Origin of the sequence: Rhodanobacter sp. ANJX3 (assembly GCF_014200755.1) — a bacterium.
In the GTDB taxonomy this organism is placed as follows: domain Bacteria; phylum Pseudomonadota; class Gammaproteobacteria; order Xanthomonadales; family Rhodanobacteraceae; genus Rhodanobacter.
Map to the genome: position 1 here is coordinate 692,009 of NZ_JACHCM010000003.1, position 21,099 is coordinate 713,107.

At 62.4% G+C, this 21,099-nt stretch carries 19 protein-coding genes, 1 tRNA gene and 1 riboswitch; of the genes, 12 read left to right on the top strand and 8 right to left on the bottom strand.

The features are described 5' to 3' along the window. Window positions 1–40: 40 nt before the first annotated feature. Window positions 41–1,405, top strand: a complete 1,365-nt coding sequence (locus HDE76_RS11590; RefSeq protein ID WP_184507610.1) for an ectonucleotide pyrophosphatase/phosphodiesterase — start codon at window positions 41–43, stop codon at window positions 1,403–1,405. Window positions 1,406–1,518: 113 nt separating this feature from the next. Here the strand turns inward: HDE76_RS11590 and ppc are convergent, their stop codons facing one another. Continuing rightward, entirely contained in the window at window positions 1,519–4,263 is a 2,745-nt protein-coding gene (ppc, locus tag HDE76_RS11595) for a phosphoenolpyruvate carboxylase (protein WP_184507613.1), read from the bottom strand. A gap of 78 nt (window positions 4,264–4,341) precedes the next feature. After that, window positions 4,342–4,415: riboswitch (S-adenosyl-L-homocysteine riboswitch) on the top strand. 36 nt (window positions 4,416–4,451) lie between these two features. On the opposite strand from ppc, the gene ahcY reads away from it, so the two are divergent. The 5 genes from ahcY (at window position 4,452) to HDE76_RS11620 (ending at window position 9,231) form a co-directional block, all read left to right on the top strand. Continuing rightward, window positions 4,452–5,894, top strand: coding sequence for an adenosylhomocysteinase (gene ahcY, locus HDE76_RS11600; RefSeq protein ID WP_184507616.1), 1,443 nt, complete (start codon window positions 4,452–4,454; stop codon window positions 5,892–5,894). Between the two features lie 225 nt (window positions 5,895–6,119). Continuing rightward, complete coding sequence (locus HDE76_RS11605) at window positions 6,120–6,647, top strand: DUF4142 domain-containing protein (RefSeq protein ID WP_184507619.1); 528 nt, start codon at window positions 6,120–6,122, stop codon at window positions 6,645–6,647. 125 nt (window positions 6,648–6,772) lie between these two features. Then, on the top strand, window positions 6,773–7,597 hold the full coding sequence (gene metF, locus HDE76_RS11610; RefSeq protein WP_179477847.1) for a methylenetetrahydrofolate reductase [NAD(P)H]: 825 nt from the start codon (window positions 6,773–6,775) through the stop codon (window positions 7,595–7,597). Window positions 7,598–7,619: 22 nt separating this feature from the next. Next, entirely contained in the window at window positions 7,620–8,216 is a 597-nt protein-coding gene (locus HDE76_RS11615; protein ID WP_184507623.1) for a DUF4124 domain-containing protein, read from the top strand. A 97-nt stretch (window positions 8,217–8,313) separates the two neighbouring features. After that, the gene (locus HDE76_RS11620; protein ID WP_184507626.1) at window positions 8,314–9,231 is read left to right on the top strand and encodes a branched-chain amino acid transaminase; all 918 of its coding nucleotides are present in this window, start codon (window positions 8,314–8,316) and stop codon (window positions 9,229–9,231) included. Window positions 9,232–9,318: 87 nt separating this feature from the next. Here HDE76_RS11620 and HDE76_RS11625 read toward each other — a convergent pair whose 3' ends face one another. The 4 genes from HDE76_RS11625 to HDE76_RS11640 form a co-directional block, all read right to left on the bottom strand. After that, the gene (locus tag HDE76_RS11625; protein ID WP_184507629.1) at window positions 9,319–10,605 is read right to left on the bottom strand and encodes a HAMP domain-containing sensor histidine kinase; all 1,287 of its coding nucleotides are present in this window, start codon (window positions 10,603–10,605) and stop codon (window positions 9,319–9,321) included. Beyond that, window positions 10,589–11,275: a response regulator transcription factor gene (locus tag HDE76_RS11630; protein WP_179477853.1), complete on the bottom strand. Its 687-nt coding sequence runs from the start codon at window positions 11,273–11,275 to the stop codon at window positions 10,589–10,591. Before HDE76_RS11630 ends, HDE76_RS11625 begins: the two co-directional genes overlap by 17 nt. Before the next feature lie 325 nt (window positions 11,276–11,600). Next, a complete protein-coding gene (gene rimK / locus HDE76_RS11635; RefSeq protein ID WP_179477854.1) occupies window positions 11,601–12,482 on the bottom strand; it encodes a 30S ribosomal protein S6--L-glutamate ligase in 882 nt (293 codons plus the stop codon). Continuing rightward, window positions 12,479–12,994, bottom strand: coding sequence for a RimK/LysX family protein (locus HDE76_RS11640; RefSeq protein WP_184507632.1), 516 nt, complete (start codon window positions 12,992–12,994; stop codon window positions 12,479–12,481). Before HDE76_RS11640 ends, rimK begins: the two co-directional genes overlap by 4 nt. Window positions 12,995–13,492: 498 nt before the next feature. Here HDE76_RS11640 and HDE76_RS11645 point away from each other — a divergent pair, with 498 nt between their 5' ends. After that, the gene (locus tag HDE76_RS11645; RefSeq protein ID WP_184507635.1) at window positions 13,493–14,095 is read left to right on the top strand and encodes a hypothetical protein; all 603 of its coding nucleotides are present in this window, start codon (window positions 13,493–13,495) and stop codon (window positions 14,093–14,095) included. Between the two features lie 175 nt (window positions 14,096–14,270). On the opposite strand, the gene HDE76_RS11650 is transcribed toward HDE76_RS11645, so the two are convergent. Continuing rightward, window positions 14,271–14,344: transfer RNA gene (locus tag HDE76_RS11650), tRNA-Gly, on the bottom strand. Window positions 14,345–14,574: 230 nt separating this feature from the next. On the opposite strand from HDE76_RS11650, the gene trmB reads away from it, so the two are divergent. Next, on the top strand, window positions 14,575–15,288 hold the full coding sequence (trmB, locus tag HDE76_RS11655) for a tRNA (guanosine(46)-N7)-methyltransferase TrmB (protein ID WP_184507637.1): 714 nt from the start codon (window positions 14,575–14,577) through the stop codon (window positions 15,286–15,288). A 194-nt stretch (window positions 15,289–15,482) separates the two neighbouring features. Next, on the top strand, window positions 15,483–17,300 hold the full coding sequence (locus tag HDE76_RS11660; protein WP_184507796.1) for an SLC13 family permease: 1,818 nt from the start codon (window positions 15,483–15,485) through the stop codon (window positions 17,298–17,300). Window positions 17,301–17,324: 24 nt separating this feature from the next. Here the strand turns inward: HDE76_RS11660 and HDE76_RS11665 are convergent, their stop codons facing one another. Then, window positions 17,325–17,681 (bottom strand): Rieske 2Fe-2S domain-containing protein, encoded by a 357-nt coding sequence (locus tag HDE76_RS11665; RefSeq protein ID WP_184507640.1) that lies wholly within the window; start codon window positions 17,679–17,681, stop codon window positions 17,325–17,327. A gap of 100 nt (window positions 17,682–17,781) precedes the next feature. Here HDE76_RS11665 and HDE76_RS11670 point away from each other — a divergent pair, with 100 nt between their 5' ends. From HDE76_RS11670 to HDE76_RS11680, 3 genes are all read left to right on the top strand, one after another. Then, entirely contained in the window at window positions 17,782–18,060 is a 279-nt protein-coding gene (locus tag HDE76_RS11670; RefSeq protein ID WP_184507644.1) for a hypothetical protein, read from the top strand. 130 nt (window positions 18,061–18,190) lie between these two features. After that, window positions 18,191–19,108 (top strand): drug/metabolite exporter YedA, encoded by a 918-nt coding sequence (yedA, locus tag HDE76_RS11675; RefSeq protein ID WP_184507647.1) that lies wholly within the window; start codon window positions 18,191–18,193, stop codon window positions 19,106–19,108. A gap of 201 nt (window positions 19,109–19,309) precedes the next feature. Continuing rightward, entirely contained in the window at window positions 19,310–19,681 is a 372-nt protein-coding gene (locus tag HDE76_RS11680; RefSeq protein WP_184507652.1) for a hypothetical protein, read from the top strand. An 86-nt stretch (window positions 19,682–19,767) separates the two neighbouring features. Here the strand turns inward: HDE76_RS11680 and HDE76_RS11685 are convergent, their stop codons facing one another. After that, entirely contained in the window at window positions 19,768–21,096 is a 1,329-nt protein-coding gene (locus HDE76_RS11685) for an ABC transporter permease (protein WP_184507655.1), read from the bottom strand. Between the last annotated feature and the right edge of the window lie 3 nt (window positions 21,097–21,099).

A 21,099-nucleotide genomic window follows, 5' to 3' on the forward strand; every position in this document is an offset into this window, starting at 1 on the left:
GATGCGAGCGGGCAACTCGACCAACCGTCACGGAATTCATATGCATCCACGCCGGCATCGCCGTCTTCTGTCTCTGCTCGCCGTTGTCGGTGTCTTCATCAGTACCGCCGCGATCGCCGACGCTCCGGTGCTGATGGTGTCGATCGACGGCTTGCGTGCCAATGATGTGCTGCAGGCCAAACAGCGCGGGCTCAGCTTGCCCGCGCTGACCGCCTTTCTGCACGAAGGCAGCTATGCGACCGGCGTTACCGGCGTCACGCCAACCGTCACGTATCCGAGCCATACCACCCTGGTCACCGGCGTGGCTCCGGCGGTGCACGGCATTTACTCGAACTACGCCTTCGACCCCGAGTGGAAAAACGATCACGGCTGGAACTGGTACGCACAAGATATCCATGTCACCACCTTGTGGCAGGCCGTGCACGACAAGGGCGGCAAGACGGCCAGCCTGATGTGGCCGGTGAGCGTGGGCGCGCCAGTCGATTACAACCTGCCGGAGCTGTGGCGATCCGGTGCCGACGACGACCGCAAGCTGCTGCGCGCACTTTCCACACCGGGCCTGCTGGACGAGGCCGACCGGGCATTGGGGGTCTACCCACAAGTGAAGTCCTACACTGCCGAGGACGACGCGCGCCGCGCCGAATACGCCGCCTGGATCTGGCAGCACAAACATCCCCAGCTGCTGACCCTTCACCTCAACTCGCTCGATGCCGTCGAACACGAATACGGCCCCGGCAGTCCACAGGCTAACGCGGACCTGAGCCGACTCGACCAGGTCATCGGGCAGCTGCGTCGCGCGGTGACGCAGAGCGACCCGCACACCGTGGTCGCGATCGTATCCGACCACGGTTTCGCGTCGGTGCAGCACGACATCAACCTGTTCCAGCCGTTCATCCAGGCCGGCCTGATCACGCTGGCCAAGCCCAAGCCGGGCGAGCCGGACGCGAAACCGATCGTGACCGACTGGCAGGCTACCCCGTGGCCGAACGGCGGCTCCTACGCGATCGTGCTGCACCATCCGCAAGACAAGGCCTTGCAGGCACGGGTACGCGCGCTGCTGGACAAACTGGCGGCCGATCCGCGGCTCGGCATCGAGCGCATCCTCGATGCGAAAGAGATCGCCGAACAGGGCGGCAATCCGCAGGCATCGTTCTATGTCGGCATGAAACTCGGCTATGAGAGCGCCAGCACCCCACTTTCTCCGCTGATCGATACGCCGCATGAGCGAGGCACCCACGGCTATCTGCGTCAGCATCCCGAAATGAACGCGACTTTCCTGATCGCCGGCCCCGGCATCCCCGCCGGCAAATCGCTCGGCCAGATCGACATGCGCGACATCGCGCCGACCCTGGCCACGCTGCTCGGCGTACAGCTGCCGCAGGCCACCGGCAAGCCGCTGCTCTGATCGATCCCGCGCGCGAAACGCTCGAAAAAGCCGGACGGCGAGGCATAGCGCTCTGTCGCCGAACGTTACTGCGGCATCGAGCCGACTGTACAGGAAATACCGGGGACCGGTCATCAACCGGTGTTCTGCAGACCTTGCGAAACGCCGTTGACGCAGGCGACCAATGCTGCCAGCAGCGTGTCGTCCTGCTGGTCGCTAGCGCGCCAGCGCCGCAAAAGGTCCACCTGCATAAGGCTCATCGGATCCACATAGGGGTTACGCAGGCGAATCGATCGCGATAGCCGCGGCGCACGATCGAGCAGCGCGTCGCTGCCCTTGAGGCGAAGCAGCCAGCGGCGCGTCAACTCGAACTCGGCGCGTATCAAGCCGAAAAAATCATCGTGCAGCGGACCGGCAAGCTGCGAAAAGGCTTCGGCAATATCCAGGTCGCACTTGGCCAGCACCATTTCCACATCGTCGAGCATGTTGATGAAGAACGGCCAGTCACGCGCCATCTCGACCAGGGCCTCCTCGCCGAACTCTTCCGCTGCGCTTTCCAGGGCCGAGCCCAGACCGTACCAGCCGGTGATGATCGAGCGACACTGGGTCCATGCGAACACCCAGGGAATCGCACGAAGATCCTGCACACCGCGCATGCTGCGACGGCTGGCGGGGCGCGAGCCCAACGTCATGCGCTCGATCACGTCGATCGGCGTAGCCGTGCGGAAATACTCGACAAAATGCTCGCGATCAACCAGTTGGCGATAGGCCTGGCGGCTTTTCACGGAAAGCCGCCCCATCTGTTCAATCCACCGATCTTCGCGCAACTCCGTTTCGCGCGGACGCAAACTGGCACGCAGCACGGCGCCCACCGTCTGTTCCAGATTGCGCAGCGCCAGCGCGCGGATCCCGTACTTGCGATGAATCACCTCACCCTGCTCGGTGACCCGCAGCACACCGGCCACCGAACCGCGCGGCGACGACATCAACGCGGGGGTGATGCGCGCACCGCCACGGCTGGCCGAACCGCCGCGGCCATGGAAGAACGCCAGCCGGATCCCGGCCGCCTGCGCCAGTTCCAGCAACTCCAGCTGGGCGCGCTGCAGGCCCCAGCGCGAAGCCAACGTACCGGCATCCTTGCCGCTGTCCGAATAGCCCAGCATCACCCACTGTCGGTTACCGCGTGCCGCCAGATGCTCGCGGTATAGCGGATCGTCGAGCAGCGCACGCAAGGTGGCCGGCGCGTTTTTCAGGTCGTCGACGGTTTCGAAGAGGGGTGCGATATCGATGGGCACGTTTGGCGTTTTGCCATCACGCGCATGTTCCGGCGATGTATCGGACGCAGCGACAAGGCCGCCATAGCGAGCCAGCGCCAGCACCGCCAGCACATCGGCGGCCGAGCGTGCCATGCTGATGATGTACAGCCCGATCGCGTCGGTGCCGTAACGCGTGCGCGCATCGCGCAAGGTGTCGAACACATCGTGCAGGCTTTGCGCGTTGGCGTCGCTGCTCACACCGAACGAACGCTCGCCGCTGGCGAACGGCTGTAGTCGCGTCACCCGATCGGCTACATCGCGCGAGAGCCAGTCGGGATCGTTGAACAGTGCAGCAAGAGCCTCGTCGTGCACGCGCGAATCCTGCCGCACGTCCAGCCGCGCCAGATGAAAACCAAAGGTGCGCACACGCCGAATCAACCGCTTCACAGCATACGCACCTGCATGCACCCCGCGATGATCGATCAGGCTGCCTGCGATGATTTCCAGATCGTCCTGCAATGCTTTCGGGGACGTATAGCCTTCCGAATGCACATCGTCTTCGGTTGCCCGTAGGCGTGCCTGCATCAGAATCAGCAGGCTGCGATAGGGCATGTCGGCATGCCGCGGACGAATGCTTGCCGCCGCCTGCGGAAAGCGCTGTCGATAATCCGCCAGACGCTGCGCAAGCGCCGCGTCGACGTGCACACGCTGGTCGGTCTGACTGAGCAGGCGCGCCAGTGTGCCGAGATCTTCCACGTAATGCTCCAGCACATGGGCGCGCTGCGTGGCCAGACTGGCGGCGATGGTGGTCGCGCCGACGTTGGGATTGCCGTCCATGTCGCCGCCGACCCAGGTGGCGAAGCTGAGCAGCTGCGGCAGCGGCGTTTCCACGTCGTAGACCGTCTTCAGCGCTTGCGCCAGCGATTCGTACACCGCCGGCACGATGCGATAGATGGGATTGGCCAGATAAAACCCGACGTGGTGGTGCTCGTCCTGCACGGTGGGCCTTACCGGCGAGGCTTCGGCGGTCTGCCAGCCGGACGACAGCGCCATGTAGATACGGTCGTCGTCCTCGCGGCGCTCCTGCGGCGTGCGCGTGGGATCGAAATTGTCGATCAGCGCCCGCACGATCGCCTGCTCTTTTTCCAATAGCGACCGGCGCACCGCTTCGGTCGGATGCGCGGTGAAAACAGGCTCTACCTGCATGTGATCGAGCCAGCCCAGGAGCTCGTCGGCGCCGACGCCCTGCTCCTTGAGCCGGGTCAGCACATCCAGCAGCGACTCAGGCTGCGGCAATGTGCCATCGCGCTGATATTCACGACGGCGGCGAATGCGGTGAACGCGTTCGGCAATGTTTACTGCCTGAAAATACGTGGCGAATGCGCGCGCAAGGGCTTCGGCATCGTGCGGCTGCAGGCCGGCCAGCGTGCCGGCCAGAGCGTCGACCGACTCACCCTCGCGACGGCGCTGTATCGCGGCCTGACGCACCGACTCGACCCGCTCGAAGAAGGCATCGCCACCCTGCTCGGCCAGCATCTGGCCGACCAGCGTACCCAGTCGGCTCACGTCGTCGTGCAGGGGGCCGTCGTGCGGCAGAGGTTCGGTTTTGCGGCCTTCTTGCATGGACAACTCCGTTCAGTAGGTGACCAGACTACCAACCCAACGCCGCGCTGTGGTCGGCTATAATAAAAAACTTCCCTGTCCGCCGAGGGGCGCTGCGACCGTTCAAACGGCCAGGCTCGGTGCGGCAAGCTTCACAACGGCGCCCGGTTAACACACGCGAAGGCATTCGCACTAACCGGAGACAATGCATGAACGCTGTCAGCAAAGAAATCGAAGTGGCCAACTATAAAGTGGCCGATCTTTCCCTGGCCGATTGGGGCCGCAAGGAACTGGACATCGCCGAGCACGAGATGCCGGGCCTGATGTCGATCCGCAAAAAATACGCCGCCGCCAAGCCGCTGAAGAACGTGCGCGTGACCGGCTCGCTGCACATGACCATCCAGACCGCCGTGCTGATCGAGACGCTGAAGGACATCGGCGCCGACGTGCGCTGGGCCTCGTGCAACATCTTTTCCACTCAGGATCACGCCGCCGCCGCGATCGCTGTCACCGGCACCCCGGTGTTCGCCTGGAAGGGCGAGACGCTGGAGGAATACTGGGATTGCACGCTGGAAGCGGTCAGCTTTCCGGACGGGCACGGCAAATTTCTCGGCCCGCAGCTGGTGGTGGACGATGGCGGCGACGTCACGCTGCTGATTCACAAGGGCTACGAGCTGGAGAAAGGCTCCAAGTGGGTCGACGAACCGGCCTCCTCGCACGAGGAAGGCGTCATCAAGAACCTGCTCAGGCGCGTGGCGAAAGAGCGTCCGGGCTTCTGGACCACCGTGGTGAAGGACTGGAAGGGCGTTTCCGAAGAAACCACCACCGGCGTCCATCGCCTCTACCAGATGGTCGAGGCCAAGTCGCTGCTGGTGCCCGCGATCAACGTCAACGACTCGGTGACCAAGTCGAAGTTCGACAACCTCTACGGCTGCCGCGAGTCGCTGGCCGACGGCCTGAAGCGCGCGATGGACGTGATGCTGGCCGGCAAGGTCGCCGTGGTCTGCGGCTACGGCGACGTCGGCAAGGGTTCGGCCCACAGCCTGCGTGCCTACGGCGCGCGCGTCGTGGTGACCGAGATCGACCCGATCAACGCGCTGCAGGCGTCGATGGAAGGTTTCGAGGTCAATACCGTTGAGAGCACGCTGGGCCGCGGTGACATCTACGTCACCACCACCGGCAACAAGGACGTGCTGACCATCGAGCATCTGAGCCAGATGAAGGATCAGGCCATCGTCTGCAACATCGGCCACTTCGACAACGAGATCCAGGTCGACGCGCTCAACAACTTCCCGGGCGTGGTCAAGCTCAACATCAAGCCGCAGGTGGACAAGTACACCTTCAAGGACGGCCGCGCGATCTTCCTGCTGGCCGAAGGCCGCCTGGTCAACCTCGGCTGCGCCACCGGCCACCCGAGCTTTGTCATGTCCAACTCGTTCTCGAATCAGACACTGGCGCAGATCGATCTGTGGGCCAACAAGGACAACTACGAGGCGAAGGTCTACATCCTGCCGAAGAAGCTCGACGAGGAAGTCGCTCGCCTGCATCTGGAAAAGATCGGCGTGGTGCTGACCACCCTGACCCCCGCACAGGCCGAGTATCTGGGCGTGGACAAGGACGGCCCGTACAAGCCCGAGCACTACCGTTACTGATCTCTGCCTGTTCGTGAGAGGCATGAAGCCCGCCTGAAAAGGCGGGCTTTTTTATGGGCAACAAGTCGCAGGGAGTACGGCGGAGAGCCTGGAGACAACCGAATTCCGGGGCGCGGACCAGACATGCGGCGCTTTTCACACGCATGGTGCGAACAATACGGTGCGTATCGTTTTTCCGCGCAAGCACTGAGCAAGCCCCCTTCCCACGGCCAAGGATAAAGACCCATGAACGCATCCCGTAAAAAAATCGCCACGCTCGCTGGTGTCGTCTTCACATTCGGCTTGATCGCCAGCGCAGTCTCCTTTGCCGACACTCCCGCGCTCTCGAAGGGCGACCAGGCCTTTGTGGCCAAGGTTTCGCAGGGCGGCATGTTCGAAGTCGCCGCGAGCAAGGTCGCCGAAGACAAGGCCAGCGCGCAGGACGTCAAAGACCAGGCCAGTACCGAGGTTCACGATCACGAGCTGGTCGGCAGCAAGCTGAAGTCGATCGCTTCGTCGAACGGCGACGATTTTTCCACCGATCTCAATGCAGGCTTCACCGCCAGGGTCGCCAAGCTCAACGCGCTTTCCGGCAAGGCATTCGACGATGCCTATATCGCGGAGATGAAGACCATTCACGCGCTGGATGGTGCGGCTTTCGCTCAGGAGGCCAAGACCGGACAAAACGCGGATCTGAAAGCTTTCGCCGCCGAGACGGTGCTGATCGTCAAGCGCCATATCGGCGCCCTGCACGGCGTTAGCGGCAAGAGCTGATCCGTGCCGACATCGAGGCCACCGGCTTCAGACTTCGATGTCGGCGGGATGTTGCGGCTAATATCCCTTCATCGCGAGACAGAGATATATACTTGCCCTCTGCGCACCTCTCAGGAAACGACGCAATGCCTGCGATCAGCTTTGAATTCTTTCCGCCGAAGACCGACGAACAGCGTGCGCAGATGGATCGCGCCGCCGCGTCACTGAAAACTCACCAGCCGGAATACGCGTCCGTCACCTTCGGCGCAGGCGGATCAACCCTGAGCTACACCACGGAAACGGTGCAGCATCTCAACAAGGTTCACGGATTGTCGGTCGCGCCACATCTCTCGTGCATGGGCGGCAGTCGCGCCGAACTGTCGGCCTTGCTGGACGATTACCGGAACGCCGGTTATCGGCGAATCGTCGCGCTGCGCGGCGATCTGCCTTCCGGCATGGCGACGCCTGGCGACTTTCGTTACGCCGCCGAGCTGGTGGCTTTCATTCGCCAGCACAGCGGTGATCACTTCCATATCGAGGTTGCCGCCTATCCGGAAACCCACCCGCAGGCGGACAGCGCGCTGAAGGATCTGCTGCACTTCAAAGCCAAGGTCGACGCGGGTGCCAACGGCGCGATCACCCAATATTTTTTCAACGCGGACGCGTATTTCCGCTTTGTCGACGACGCCAGCAAGCTGGGCGTGAGCGTACCGATCGTGCCCGGCATCATGCCGATCGCCAACTACAGCCAGCTCAGGCGTTTTTCGGAGATGTGCGGGGCGGAAATTCCGCGCTGGATCGCCAAGCGCATGCAGGCCCACGGCGACGACGCCGAGTCGGTGCGTGCGCTGGGGACCGAGGTGGTGGCGCAGCTGTGCCGTCGCCTGCTCGATGGCGGTGCGCCAGGGCTGCACTTTTATACGCTCAATCGCGCCAAGGCCACGCAGTCGGTGCTGCAGCAGCTGGGTTGAGCCAAGCGGCTATGCTGCAGTCATGCGCCCGCTGAAACTATTGCTGTGGTTCGCTCTGATCCTGTGGGCCGTGCCCGGCAGGTCGCAGACGGATATCCATCGCTGCATCGACGCCAGTGGCCGTGCGCTGTTTACCGATCAGACCTGCGCGTCGATGCAGGCCACCGCAGTTCATGCCGCGCCCAAACCCAGCGACGACGTGACCCCGGTGGCTACGCTGGCCGCCACGCCGACCGAACCGCCGCCGATTCTTTGCGCGGGCAGCTTCAACGAACTGCGCCAGAGCGTCATCGATGCGTTCGCCAACCACAACGCAAACCGGCTGGCGGGGCTGATGCTGTGGAACGGCTACGCCAGCTCGACCGCCATTGCCGATATTCGTGCGCTGAGTGTGCTGATGCAGCTGCCGCTGCTCGACGCCGGGCCACCCGATAGCGCGGCGGCATCACGCTCCGACAATTCGGACGCGGGGTCCGGCGACGACTCACCTCCGGAACCCGCCGCAGCCGGCCAGCTGGTGCTGCATCTGGCTGGAACCGACAGCAGCGGCAACCCGCGCGAGCTGCGCTACGGCATCGTGCATCGCTACGGGTGCCTGTGGTTGAGCCACGGCGACTGACCGGAGCTGAGCCAGTCGCTGAACAGCACGCTGCCGCCCCACCATGCCGCGCAAGCCACCAGCAGCTATCATGTGCGGTCCCCATTGGAGAACCGTCATGGCGCAGCAGTACCCGGAGTGGATCTGGCAGAACGGCGAGATCAAGCCTTGGAAGGAAGCGACCACCCACGTGATGTCGCATGCCCTGCATTACGGTTCGTCGGTATTCGAGGGCATTCGCAGCTACACGACGCCCGACGGTGCCGCCATTTTCCGGCTCACCGACCATCTGCATCGGCTTTACCAGTCCGCACGCATCTACGATATGGTACTGCCGCATACTGCCGATGAACTCGCCGCCGCCTGCCGCGACGTGATCAAGAAGAACGAGCTTGGCGCCGCGTATCTGCGCCCCGTCGCGTATCGCGGACTGGGCGGCTTCGGCCTCTCCGCCGAAACACCGATCGACGTCGCCGTGGCGGCCTGGCCCATGGGCCCTTACCTCGGCGCCGAAGCGTTGGAAAACGGCATCGACGCGTGCGTGTCGAGCTGGCAGCGTTTTGCGCCCAATACTATTCCCGCCGGTGCGAAGGCCGGCGGCAATTACCTGTCCGGTCAGCTGATCGCGCGCGAAGCGCGCCGGCTGGGCTTCGGCGAAGGCATCGCCTTGGCCTCGACCGGGCTCCTCAGCGAAGGCGCGGGCGAAAATCTGTTCCTGGTATTCGATGGCGTGCTGCACACCACGCCGGCCAGCGCCTCGATCCTGGCCGGCATTACGCGCGATACGCTGAAGACGCTGGCCCGCGAAGACGGCATCGAAGTGGTCGAACGCGACATCCCGCGCGAATATCTCTACCTCGCCGACGAAATCCTGATGTGCGGCACAGCCGCTGAAATCACGCCGATCCGTTCGGTCGACGGCAAGCAGGTCGGTGCAGGCAAGGCCGGGCGCGTGACCCGTCGCCTGCAGGAACTGTTCTTCGGCCTGTTCGACGGTCGCACCAACGATCGCTGGGGCTGGCTGGAACCGGTGTGATTCTTTCTAGGGGCGAGGGATGAGGAGAGTCGAGGGCTTGCGCTGACGCGAGAGAGCTTCGTATTTCTCGCTGCTCGCCTCTCGACCCTATCCTCCGAACACGATGCAGGCGATCGCGCCGTTGGCATCGCTGCGCGGACGCATGGACACATCCCAGCCGTAGAGTTCGCACAGGCGGCGAACAATGGCCAGACCCAGACCGGCGCCGCTGCCGCCGGCGCCTTCACCGCGAACGCCGCGCTGAAACAGCCGCTCGGCATCTTCCGGTTTGATCCCGGGACCCGTGTCGATCACCTCGATACGGCCCTTGCCCACTTCGACCCGAACGCTGCCTTCCAGCGTGTACTTGATCGCGTTGCCGATCAGGTTGGTCAACGCCACCGAGAGCACCGAAGCCGGCGCATTCACGGTGACCGCATCGTTGACACTGAGCTCGATCTCGATCGGCTTGCCGCGCATCTGCGGGCGCTGGCTTTCAATGACGTCGGAGGCGACCTTGCCGACCTCGGTCGTTTCGCCCCGCGTGGGTCCGCGCCGCTCCGCGCGCGAGAGCAACAGCAACGCCTCGATCAGCTCGGTCGCCTGGCGCGACGCGCGCTCGATGCGCTTCAAACGTTCGCTGATCTTCTCGGTGAGATCGGGCGAGCCCTGCAGCAATTCCGTGGTGCTGGCGATCACCGCCAGCGGTGTGCGCAGCTCGTGACTGACATCGGAGTTAAATTCGCGATCGCGCTCGACCATGGCGGTGAGGCGGTCGGAGTATTCGTCCAGCGCGTGCGCCAGCTCGCCAACCTCGTCGTCGGCAAAATGCTCCGCCAGAGGCTCTGCCTTGCCGGCTTTACGAAAACCGCGCAGTCGCTGCGCAAGCTCGGTCACCGGCTTGAGGACTTTACGCGATAGCCAAAGACCAATACCCAGCGACAACAGGCTGAAGATAACCACAGCACCGATCAACGAGGTAATCAGCTGCCGCTTGCCTAGATCTTCGCGGCTAATGTCATAGCGGGTAAATCCAATAATGCCGTTCTTTCGGCGCACAGCCAGCTTGTAGTGCTTGCTTTTACCGCTGGCATCCGTCTCCTGAATATCGTGAACACCGCTGCCCAAGTCTTGCCAGGAAAGCGGCATTTTATATAGCGTTCTATCGCTCTTGACCCAACCCTCGATCAACTCCGATTCAAACGGCCGATCCGGGTGCTCAATGGCGTTATCGACAGCCTGATCAACGTCGTTCTGCATGCTGTCGTTGATCAGCTGGTTCTCAACCCTGGCGCGCACGTACAACGCCGCCACGGCAAACGTCGCGCTGAGGCCGAAGCCGAACAGCGCGAACGAGACAATCAATCGAAAACGAAGCTTACGCCTGGACTGCATCCGGCTCGACCATCCGGTAGCCAATGCCGTGCCGGGTGTGGATCAGCGGCTTCTCGAACGGCTTGTCGATCGCCGCGCGCAAGCCGTGGATATGCACGCGCAGGGAGTCGCTGTCGGGCAGTTCCTCGCCCCATACGCGCTGCTCCAGATCCTGCCGCGTGACCACCGACGGGCTGGCCTCCATCAGCGCCTGCAGCAGTTTCAGGCCGATCGGGTTGAGCTGGATCGACTTGCCTTCGCGGTTCACCGTCAAGGTATCGAGGTTGAAGGTGAGGTCGGCCACTTTCAGCACGCGGCTCTGCGGGCCCTTGCCGCGGCGCGCCAGCACTTCGAGCCGCGCGGCGATTTCCTGCAGGGCGAACGGCTTGGTCATATAGTCGTCGGCGCCGGATTCGAAACCGATCAGCTTCTGTTCCAGCGCATCGCGCGCCGTCAGCATCAGAATCGGCGTCTGCTTGTGCGCCTCGTGGCGCAGTTTGCGGGCCACTTCCAGACCGTCCATGCCGGGCAAGGTGAGATCCAGCACGATCACGTCGAAATCGTGAACGACCGCCAGGTGCAGGCCGGTCACGCCGTCGCCAGCGAAATCGACCACATGGCCGCGGTCTTCCAGATAATCGCCGATGTTGGTCGCGATATCGCTATTGTCTTCGATCACCAGAACGCGCATGCATCACTCCTGCGCAGCCGTTGCACGGAACGGCTGGGACTGCAAGCTTAACAAGCTTGGTGGCGGGAATCCTGCCCGTTGCAGTACGAAACTGAACGCCGCACCGTCAGGACAAGAAAAAGGCCCAGATGCGCGACTCGCCGTCGCTTCATCTGGGCCCAAGCTACCGCCCCGATACCATCATCAGTTGGCATAGCGCTCTTGAGAGTCGATAGGCCGAGCCGATAAATGATGGCCACGTTATAAATGCTGCTCGGTTACGCAAGAGTTAACGCGTACCGCTGTGCGATGAACAGGACAGACGCGGATCGGAAGACACAAATATTCAAATTTTTGCCGTCTGCTTCTCCAGATGCCGAATAATCTCACCGGACACGTCCACGCCCGAGGCCGCTTCAATACCTTCCAGCCCGGGCGAGGCGTTTACCTCAAGCAATAGCGGACCGCGGTTAGAGCGAAGAAGATCGACGCCGGCGATACCCAGTCCAAGAGCCCCCGCCGCGCGAATCGCGATACGCTTTTCCTCGGCGCTCAGATCGGCCTTGATCGCGCTGCCGCCGCGGTGCAGGTTGGCGCGAAATTCGCCGGGGCTGGCGACGCGTTGCATGGCAGCTACGACTTTTTTGCCGACCACGAAGCAGCGCAGGTCGCTGCCCTTGGCTTCGGCGATGAACTCCTGCACCAGAAAATTGGCGTACAGGCCGCGGAAGGCTTCGACCACGCTCTGCGAGGCGCTGCGCTTTTCGGCCAGCACTACTCCGGTGCCCTGGCTGCCCTCGTTGAGCTTGATGACGTGCGGCGGATCGCCCAGCATCGCCAATACGTCGTTGGTATCGTCCGGGTTGTCGCCGAATACGGTGACCGGCATGTCCAGACCCTGCGACGCGAGTATCTGCAGGCAGCGCAGCTTGTCGCGCGCGCGCAGCACCGCGTCGGACGGATTGGGCGTGTAGACGCCCATCATCTCGAACTGACGCAGTACCGCCGTGCCATAGAACGTGCTGGATGTGCCGATGCGTGGAATCACCGCGTCGATATCGCGCACATCCTTGCCCTTGTAACGGATGGCGACGTCTTTCGGCGCGATGCGCACATAGCAGCGCAACGGGTCGAGAACACGCACGACGTGCCCGCGTTCGCGCGCCGCTTCGATCAGTCGCCGGGTGGAGTACAGGCGAGCGTTACGCGAAAGAATCGCAATTTTCATGAAATGTCCGTAACGGTCGAAGCGGATCGTAATTGGGTATAGGAAAGCGCCGGGTCTACCGCAAACCGTCCCATCAGGGCGCTGCGACCGAGCAACAGTGGAAACAGCATATGCCGCCGATCGGTGAGGTTGACGTCGACGCTGAAAGACTGCCCGGCCAATATGACCTGCGTACGAATAAACCAGCGTTCCGTACGTCGCCCGCCGGTGTCGGTGACGACACGCCTATCCAGGGCGGGAGCCTCGCAGCTGACTTCAAACGGGTGACGGCGGCGGATGCTCAGCGAAAATCGCAGCCAGGTCACGCCGTCGCGCTGAAAGGTCTGCAGCGTATCGACATGCAGCGAACTGCTGCGCGCTCCGGTATCGAGCTTGGCCTTGAGCAGTCCGATACCCAACTCGGGCAGAGCCAATCGCTCGCGCCAGCCGAGCGTCGTGGCGACACGAGAGACGGCGTCGCCAGGCACCGCCGAGTCGGGCACGACCAGATCAGAAACGATGAGATCCGTCATGGGACGTCGGTCAGGCTCGCTGGGGATCGAGAATGGGGTGCAAGTGAAAGTACGATGATGTCGCCAGCCCTTCGTCCATCTCATGATTGACGAACAAGACTGAAAAACCGAACCGAATCTCGATACGGCTTTCAAGAATACAGAAACGACCGAAAGGCCTCAATGTTCGCAAAGGCAAGCTACTTGAGCTTGTTTTTCCGGCATCAGCTGATTTGTAGCGGCGCACACTGTTCACTTACGAGTGACGCATCATGACGGCGTCACATGATTCCACCTGCGACGCATGAATCTTGATGTACTCGTTAGTCAGACCCTACAAGACTTTCGCGCCGGTCGTGAAGTGGTGTTAAAGCAGGCCCTGAAGCTTTCTCGATGACATGAATCGCGAACCCAAATCTAGATGTCAGGGCTTAGGCTAAGCCGAGATGTTCGTTTCAACCCGAGCTGACATCTCTGCAACTAGCCTGAAACATTTCCTTGCGGCAAAAATGAGGCTTCATGGCTTTTCTGTATGACAAACAAAGTCAATCAGCGTTCGACGCAGATACGCAGACGACGATTCGGATAGCTCCGACGTTCCTCGACACTTATCCCCAGCCGTTCGAATTTATGACGGCTGATCGGAGCTTTTATGTCGACTACGAAATGGAAGAAGAGCTACGCCGGATCACCCTTGAGAACGGCAACATTGATATGCACTGCGATGTAGCGATCCTGAAGCTACAAGACTGGCATGTGAAATGCGAATTCGTGCTCCGCATACGTGGCCACCTAAAAAATCCATGGCCAGAACGACTGCGAGCGTTAGAGGCTCTGGCACTGTATCAAGCCGGCTTCGAGGAGCTTGAGCGTGATGGACGAAGAAAAGAATACGAGGCGTGGAAAAGCTATCTTCTGGACGGTGTACGCGTTTGTTGGACTGACGGCAAAGCCTCCACTCGTCTTCGCGTTGAGTTCATTGAACACTTCCCCGAGGGTTTACGCATGGCGTCACCACGCGTCCTACGGACGCGAGCGCAGCGGCTTTACCTCGATACGAGCGGCGCTCGGTCGCCCGTGGGCAATGGAGTGGACGGGCAACATATTGGCCGCCCACGGTGACCCGAAGATCTTGGGGAATGAGGAAGCGAACGTAGAGCCGGCAGGGTGGCTCAAAAAGAGAGGCTTTGGCATCGAAACAGTACCCAAGACCGTACCCAGCAGGCCGTTTTAAGCAACGCCTCTTTGCCATTAAATTTATTTAAGACAATCACTTAGCCTGCTATGGCTCAAATTTTGGAGCGGGTGAAGGGAATCGAACCCTCGTCAGTAGCTTGGGAAGCTACAGCTCTACCATTGAGCTACACCCGCATCGGCCGCACGATGGTAACCCGGGATACCGACGGTTGGAACCGTGTCAGGCGACGATTTTAATGGCGCGGCCACAAGCGAGCGGGCGCGCGCTGCGTTTGCTGAACAAAGACGGCCCTCATCCACTCGGCTCGGCACCGTGAGTCGAAACAGCGGCCACTACACTAGACCCGGTCAGAACTCGATTGCCACGCAGTATCCTCCGCCAACGTATTCCCGAGACGCCATTGATGAGCAACACGCAAGACCAGGACGACGCGCAGACACCGGACTATATGCGCCGTATCCGCAGCTTCGTGCTGCGCGAAGGCCGCATGACGCCCGCCCAACAGCATGCGTTCGAGGCGCACTGGTCGCGCTACGGCATCGACTACAGCGCCGCTGCGCACGACTTGCGCGCCAGTTTCGGACGCGAAGCGCCGATCGTTCTGGAAATCGGTTTCGGCAACGGCGAGGCGCTGGCGTGGGCCAGCGAGCACGATCAGGCGCGCGATTTCATCGGCATCGAAGTGCACGGCCCCGGCGTCGGCCGGCTGATGAATGCCCTTGCCGAGCGCGATGCCAACAATGTGCGGCTGTACAAGCACGACGCGGTGGAAGTACTTGAACACGCGATTGGCCCGGGCACGCTGGCCGAGGCGCGCATTTGGTTTCCCGATCCCTGGCACAAGAAGCGGCACAACAAACGCCGCTTGATCCAGCCGGCCTTCGTCGCACTGCTCGCTTCGCGCATGGCGCCCAACGGTCTGCTGCACCTGGCCACCGACTGGCAGGCGTACGCCGAGCACATGCTCGAAGTCATGGAGTCGGCATCCGACTGGCGCAACGACATCGCACCCGGTAGCTATGCCGAGAAACCGGACTGGCGCATCGAGACCCATTTCGAACGGCGCGGCCTGAAGCTCGGCCATGGCGTATGGGACCTGCTGTATCGAAAACGTTGATTCGCGCAAAAGGGCCTAGGCTCTGCGCTGACGCGTGATATCGATGCGCAGCAGTCAGGCTGGGCCGCTTATACTTGCGCGATCCAGCCAGGGACGAATCGACGCAGCGTGAAGCATCCACTGCACACTCCTATCGACCGTAGCCAGCCACCCTTGCGGAACGCCGGCCAGTGGGACTGACGCTTACTCCCGACATGATGCTGGTGCTCGGCCTGGTGGGCTTCACCATGCTGATGCTGGTGCTGGAGTGGATTCGCGCCGACATGGTGGCGCTGCTGGTGGTGGTGACCATCGGCCTGACCGGCCTCATTCCCTCCGAACGCGTGTTCAACGGCTTCGCCGGCAACGCGGTGATCGCCATCATCGCGATCATGATCATGGGCGAAGGGTTGGACCGCGCCGGCGTGCTGAATCTCACCGCACGCTTTGTGATGCGCATGGCGCGTGGCATGGAGTCGCGCCTTGGCCTGGTCATCAATATGGTCGCCAGCCTGTTCAGCGCCATCATCCCCAGCCAGGCGCTGGCGGCACTGATGATTCCGGTCAGCAGCCGGTTGTCCGCACGCACCGGCGTGCCGCTGTCGCGGCTGCTGCTGCCGATGGCGTTTTGTATTCTCACGGCCACCAACACCACGCTGATCGCCAACTCGCCGCTGATCGTGCTGAACGATCTGATCGCCAGCGCCAACGCCAACCTGCTGCCGGGCGCGCACACGATTCCGAAATTCGGCCTCTTCAGCGTGACGCCGGTGGGCCTGACGCTGGCGGTGGTCGGCGTGCTGTATTTCTATTTCTTCGGCCGCAAGCTGCTGCCCGGTCACGAGGACGAGCGACTCAAGGTGACCCCCGGCCGCACCGAAAGCTACTTCGCCGAAACCTACGGCATCGGCGGCGAAACCGCCGAGCTCACCGTCACCGCGGAAAGCCCGCTGGTCGGCATGAGCATCGGCGAAGTGGAACAGCTGCACGATTCGCCGATGATTCTGGCGATCAAGAGCGGCAACGACGCGCGCATGGCGCCGCCGGTCGATCACGTGATCTGGGTCGGCTCGGTGCTCGGCGTACTGGGGCCGCGCGAGCAGCTGACCCAGTTCGCCAACAACCAGCTGTGCCGCCTGTCGACGCGGATGCGTCAGCTCGGCGAGCTGTTCAACCCGACCCGCGCCGGCATTTCCGAGGTGGTGATCCCGCCGAGTTCGCGTTTCATCAAGCAGACCATCGGCGATCTTCGCCTGCGCAAACGCTTCGGCATTTCGGTACTGGCGGTGACGCGCGGCGACCAGGTATTCCGCGATGACGTTCGGGCCGTCACGCTGCGCGCGGGCGACACCATGGTGCTGCACAGCAACTGGCGCGATCTGTCGCTGGCCTCGGAAGACAAGGACCTGGTCGTCGTCACCGATATTCCGAAAGAAGAGCAGCGACCCGGCAAGATCTGGCAGGCGGTCGGCTTTTTCGTGCTGGCCAAATGCCTGGCGCTGTTTACCCAGCTCGACCTGTCGGTCGCCATGATGACCGGCGCCATCGGCATGCTGCTGACCGGCGTACTGAACATGGACGAGGCCTATAAAGCGGTCAACTGGAAGACCATTTTCGTCACCGCCTGCCTGATTCCGCTGGGCTGGTCGATGGATTCCACCGGCACCGCCGCGTGGGTCGCGCAGGAGGTGCTGCAACATCTGGGCGGCCACTCGCACTGGCTGCTGCAGCTGGCGCTGGCCGTCCTCACCCTGTTGTTTTCGCAGGTCATGTCCAACGTCGGTGCGACGGTGATGATGGTGCCGGTGGCGATCAGCGTGGCCGTAGCCACCGGCGGAAATCCCTCGGCATATGCGCTGATCGTGGCGGTGTCCTCGTCGAATACCTTCCTGCTCAGCTCCGGCCACCCCGCCCTGATGATGGTCACCGGCCCCGGCGGTTATCGTAGCCAGGACTTTCTGCGCGTCGGTCTGCCGCTGACCTTTATCGTGCTGGTGGTGACTTTGCTCGCGATCAATCTGATGTTTCACTGATCGCGCAGTGCAACCTGCTATTGCTTACGCCAGAAAAATTTTGTCCGCGTGCACGTGCACCGCGACGGAACGCAGCGACTCGCCCTTGCAGGGGCCGCCGATACAAAGGCCGTTCGTCTGATCGAAACTGGCGCCGTGCACCGCGCAGATCAGCGTGCCCTTGCTGAGAAGAAACTGGCCCGGCGCGTAGTCCAGCTGGCGTCCGGCATGCGGACAGATATTGCAATAGGCGCGCACCTCCCCGCCCTGTCGCAGCAGGATGATGTTTTCCTCGCCATCCGACAGCATGGCATCGACCGCCACGGCACCGCCGTCCGGAACGTCTTGCAGCGCGCACAGGGCCTGCCCCGATGGCAAAACGGCGGAAGTCACTGTATCCATCGGCACTTGCCTCGCGGACGCGTTAGCGCCATGGTGATCATCGTAAGTCGTTGCAGCTGTTAGTTTTAGTAGACAAATCTACCATACGGATTTTTAACACATGCATTTTTCACTGCCCTCCATGCGCCATCCGCGCAATCCGCTGATCCGCATTCTTTCGCTGCTGATCGGTATCGCAGTGATCGGCGTGATGCTGGTTTTTGGACTGGTGGTCGCCGGTGTGCTGCTGGTCGGTGGCTTTGTACTGCTGGCCTTGCGCCGACCGACGCGGAGCAGTGATGCGCGTGTCGGTTCGACAGCGGCCAATCGCGCGCACAAACCCGACGTGCTGGAAGGCGAATTTGTGGTCGTGCAGCGCGGGCGCAGTGCAACGCAGTAAGCAATCGCTCGGTTAAACACGTCGGCAGCGAGCCGACAAATCACGGTCGTCATCGCCGATGACTGATAGGGCTCGCTGCCGCCGGCCCGCTCGCGGATAATCCGCAATTCCACTTTTGGCCTGCGCCTTTATGCCTAATCGCTCCGCTCCTGCCGCGGCCGAAGCGCCGCGGTCGCTCAACGATCCGCGCCTGTTGATTCCGCTATCGCTGTTTGCGCTGTACATCATCTGGGGATCGACCTATCTGGCGATCCGCTACGCGCTGGAAAGCTACCCGCCGTTTCTCCTGGCCGGCGTGCGCTTTCTGATCGCTGGTGTACTGCTGTTCGGCTTTTTGCGGCTTCGCGGTGTCGCCATGCCGAGCGTACGGCAGTGGCGCAATGCCGCGATCACGGGCGTGCTGCTGCTGGGCTTTGGCAATGGCATGGTGTGCTTTGCCGAGCAGCGCGTAAACTCCGGTATCGCCGCGGTAGCGGTGGCCAGCATGCCGCTGTTTGCCGCACTCTTTTCCAGCCTGTATGGCGAACGGCCGACGCCGCGAGAGGGCTTCGGCCTGGCGATCGGCTTTATCGGCGTGGTGGTATTGAATCTCGGCAACGGCCTGTCCGCCTCACGGCTCGGCGCAGCTGCACTGCTGCTGGCCGCCATGTGCTGGGCGCTTGGCTCGGTGTGGAGCAAGCGTCAGGACATGCCGAAGGGTCCGATGAATACCGCCGCACAAATGCTGTGCGCCAGCGTGGCGCTGATCATCGTCGCGCTGAGCGCTGGCGAACGACTGCCTGCGCACCCGAATCTACACGCCACCCTGGCGGTGGCTTACCTGATCGTGTTCGGCTCCATTATTGCGTTCAGCGCCTACCTGTACGTGCTCAAACACGTGCGGCCGGCGCTGGCGACCAGCTACGCCTACGTCAATCCGCCGGTCGCCGTGCTGTTCGGCCTGCTGCTCGTCGGCGAGCACGTGGGGCCGTATGACCTCGCCGGCATGGCGATCATCTTGCTGGGCGTCGGGGTCATCACCTTCGCCCGTCAACGGCGGCACGCATGACGCGCCATGGGCCGTGTCGAAGCCGTGGGTTCCATACCTAACCCACGATCGCCGCGCGCAATGAACAAACGCTCGCCATCGCGACGTTCGCCATCGGTTTTTTTTCTGGCGTCGCTGGGCTCGGCCAGGGCAGTACAGCGATTCGGTACACGGGCACTGACCCTGTCCCTCGTCGCGCAAGCGGTTGGATTCGGCCTGACGGTGACCTCTGTGCAAAACGGATCGCCGACGCCGGCACTGATATCCGGCCGGCTTATTGCCGGGCTCGGCTACGGCATCGGCTTGCCATCGCTGATCAAGATCGTGATCGGCGGTATGGGCAGCCGTCATGCCGGACTGGCCTCTGGCATGGTGATTACCGTACTGCGAATCAGTGCCGCGCTTGGCGTGGCCATCATCGGTGGGGTTTTCTACAGCGCATTGGGCGGCCATGACGACGCCCATGCCCATGCCTTCAGCACAGGTCTGTACTGCAATATCACGGTATTGCTTTTGACAGCCCTGCTATCGCTGGCACTGGGCCGTTCCAAAACAGCCATCGCCGCCGATGCCACGGCGGCGTGCCGCAATTAATCGAATGCGGCGCTACCGCGCCCGCTATCGACGCACGGGCAAGCCATTTATCCGTGTGTCGGTCATTCAACCGCAGCACGAGTCGATCACAGCTCGCGCAAGGCCGTCGTCACGGGCAAACGGGCCGCACGTACGGCCGGAAACAGGCCGCCGATAAAGCCGATCGCCAGTGCCCATTTCAGGCCGCTCCACAACAGCGCCGGGGTCACACTGAATTCGAAACTCAACTTGCCGACCGAACCCGCCGCCAGGGTGGATGCGGTATAGCCGTTGAAGATCAGCCAAGCCAACGCGCCGCCGAGCAATCCGCCGAGCAACGCCAGCAGCATCGTCTCCAGCATGATGGCCACCACGACCGGACCGCCGCGGAAGCCGATCGCACGCAGCGTGGCGATCTCGCGCGCACGCGCCGCTACCGCGGCAAACATGCAGTTGAGCGCACCGAAGATCGCACCGATCGCCATGATCAAGCCGACCGTAATGCCGATGCCTTCGATCATCTTGCTGGTGCCTTCGGACTGCTTGCTGAAGTAGTCGTAGGTGGTGCTGACATCGACCTTCAACCGCGGGTCGGCTTCGAGTTCGGCCTTGAACGCATCGAACGCCTGCGGGTTGGCCAGCCGTACCGTCACCGATGCGCGGCTGCCACCGCGACGGTAGATATCCGCTACCACGTTGCTATCGGCCCACAGCTCCGAGTCGAGCGCATCGCCGGAAGCGAACACGCCGACTACGGTCCAGCTCTGATTGCCGAGCTTGACCTCGCTGCCCACATTCAATCCGGCAAACTGCCGCTGCGCGCCCTGTCCCACCAGCAGCTCGCGCATGCCCGATGTAAATTTACGGCCCGCGACAATCTTGATGCCGGGTCGTACCGCCCACGCCTGATCGCCGACACCGCGCAGCTGCACGCTGCCCACATCGTCCGGGCCGCCGCCCTTCACCGGCAGATTGGCGGCCACCACCAGCTCGGCGGAAGCCACCGGCTTGCCTTGCGCATCGTGCACGATGCCCCTGGCCTGCGGAATGATCACTACGTTGTCGCGCTCCAGCACGGACATCACCTCCGACGCCGATGCCCCACGCATGACGATAGCGGTATCGGCACTGCCCGTTTTGCGCAGCGTCTCGCTATAACCCTCGCCCATGGCAAGCAGCGCCACCAGTACGCCGACCACGCCGGCAATACCGATCACGATGACCGACGACGAACCCAGCCGCTGACGCAAAGTACTGATGCCGACCATCGTCACCGATGCTGCCTGGCGCCCGCGTCGCGTAAGCGCCATCCACAGGGCGAACAGCACGACAAGGGCTGCTGCACCCTGCCACGGCAGCTTGATCCAGAGCATCAGCGTGATGGTGAGCAAAATTACCAACCCCAAACCGATCAGGAAATTCTTCAACTTGCGCATGTC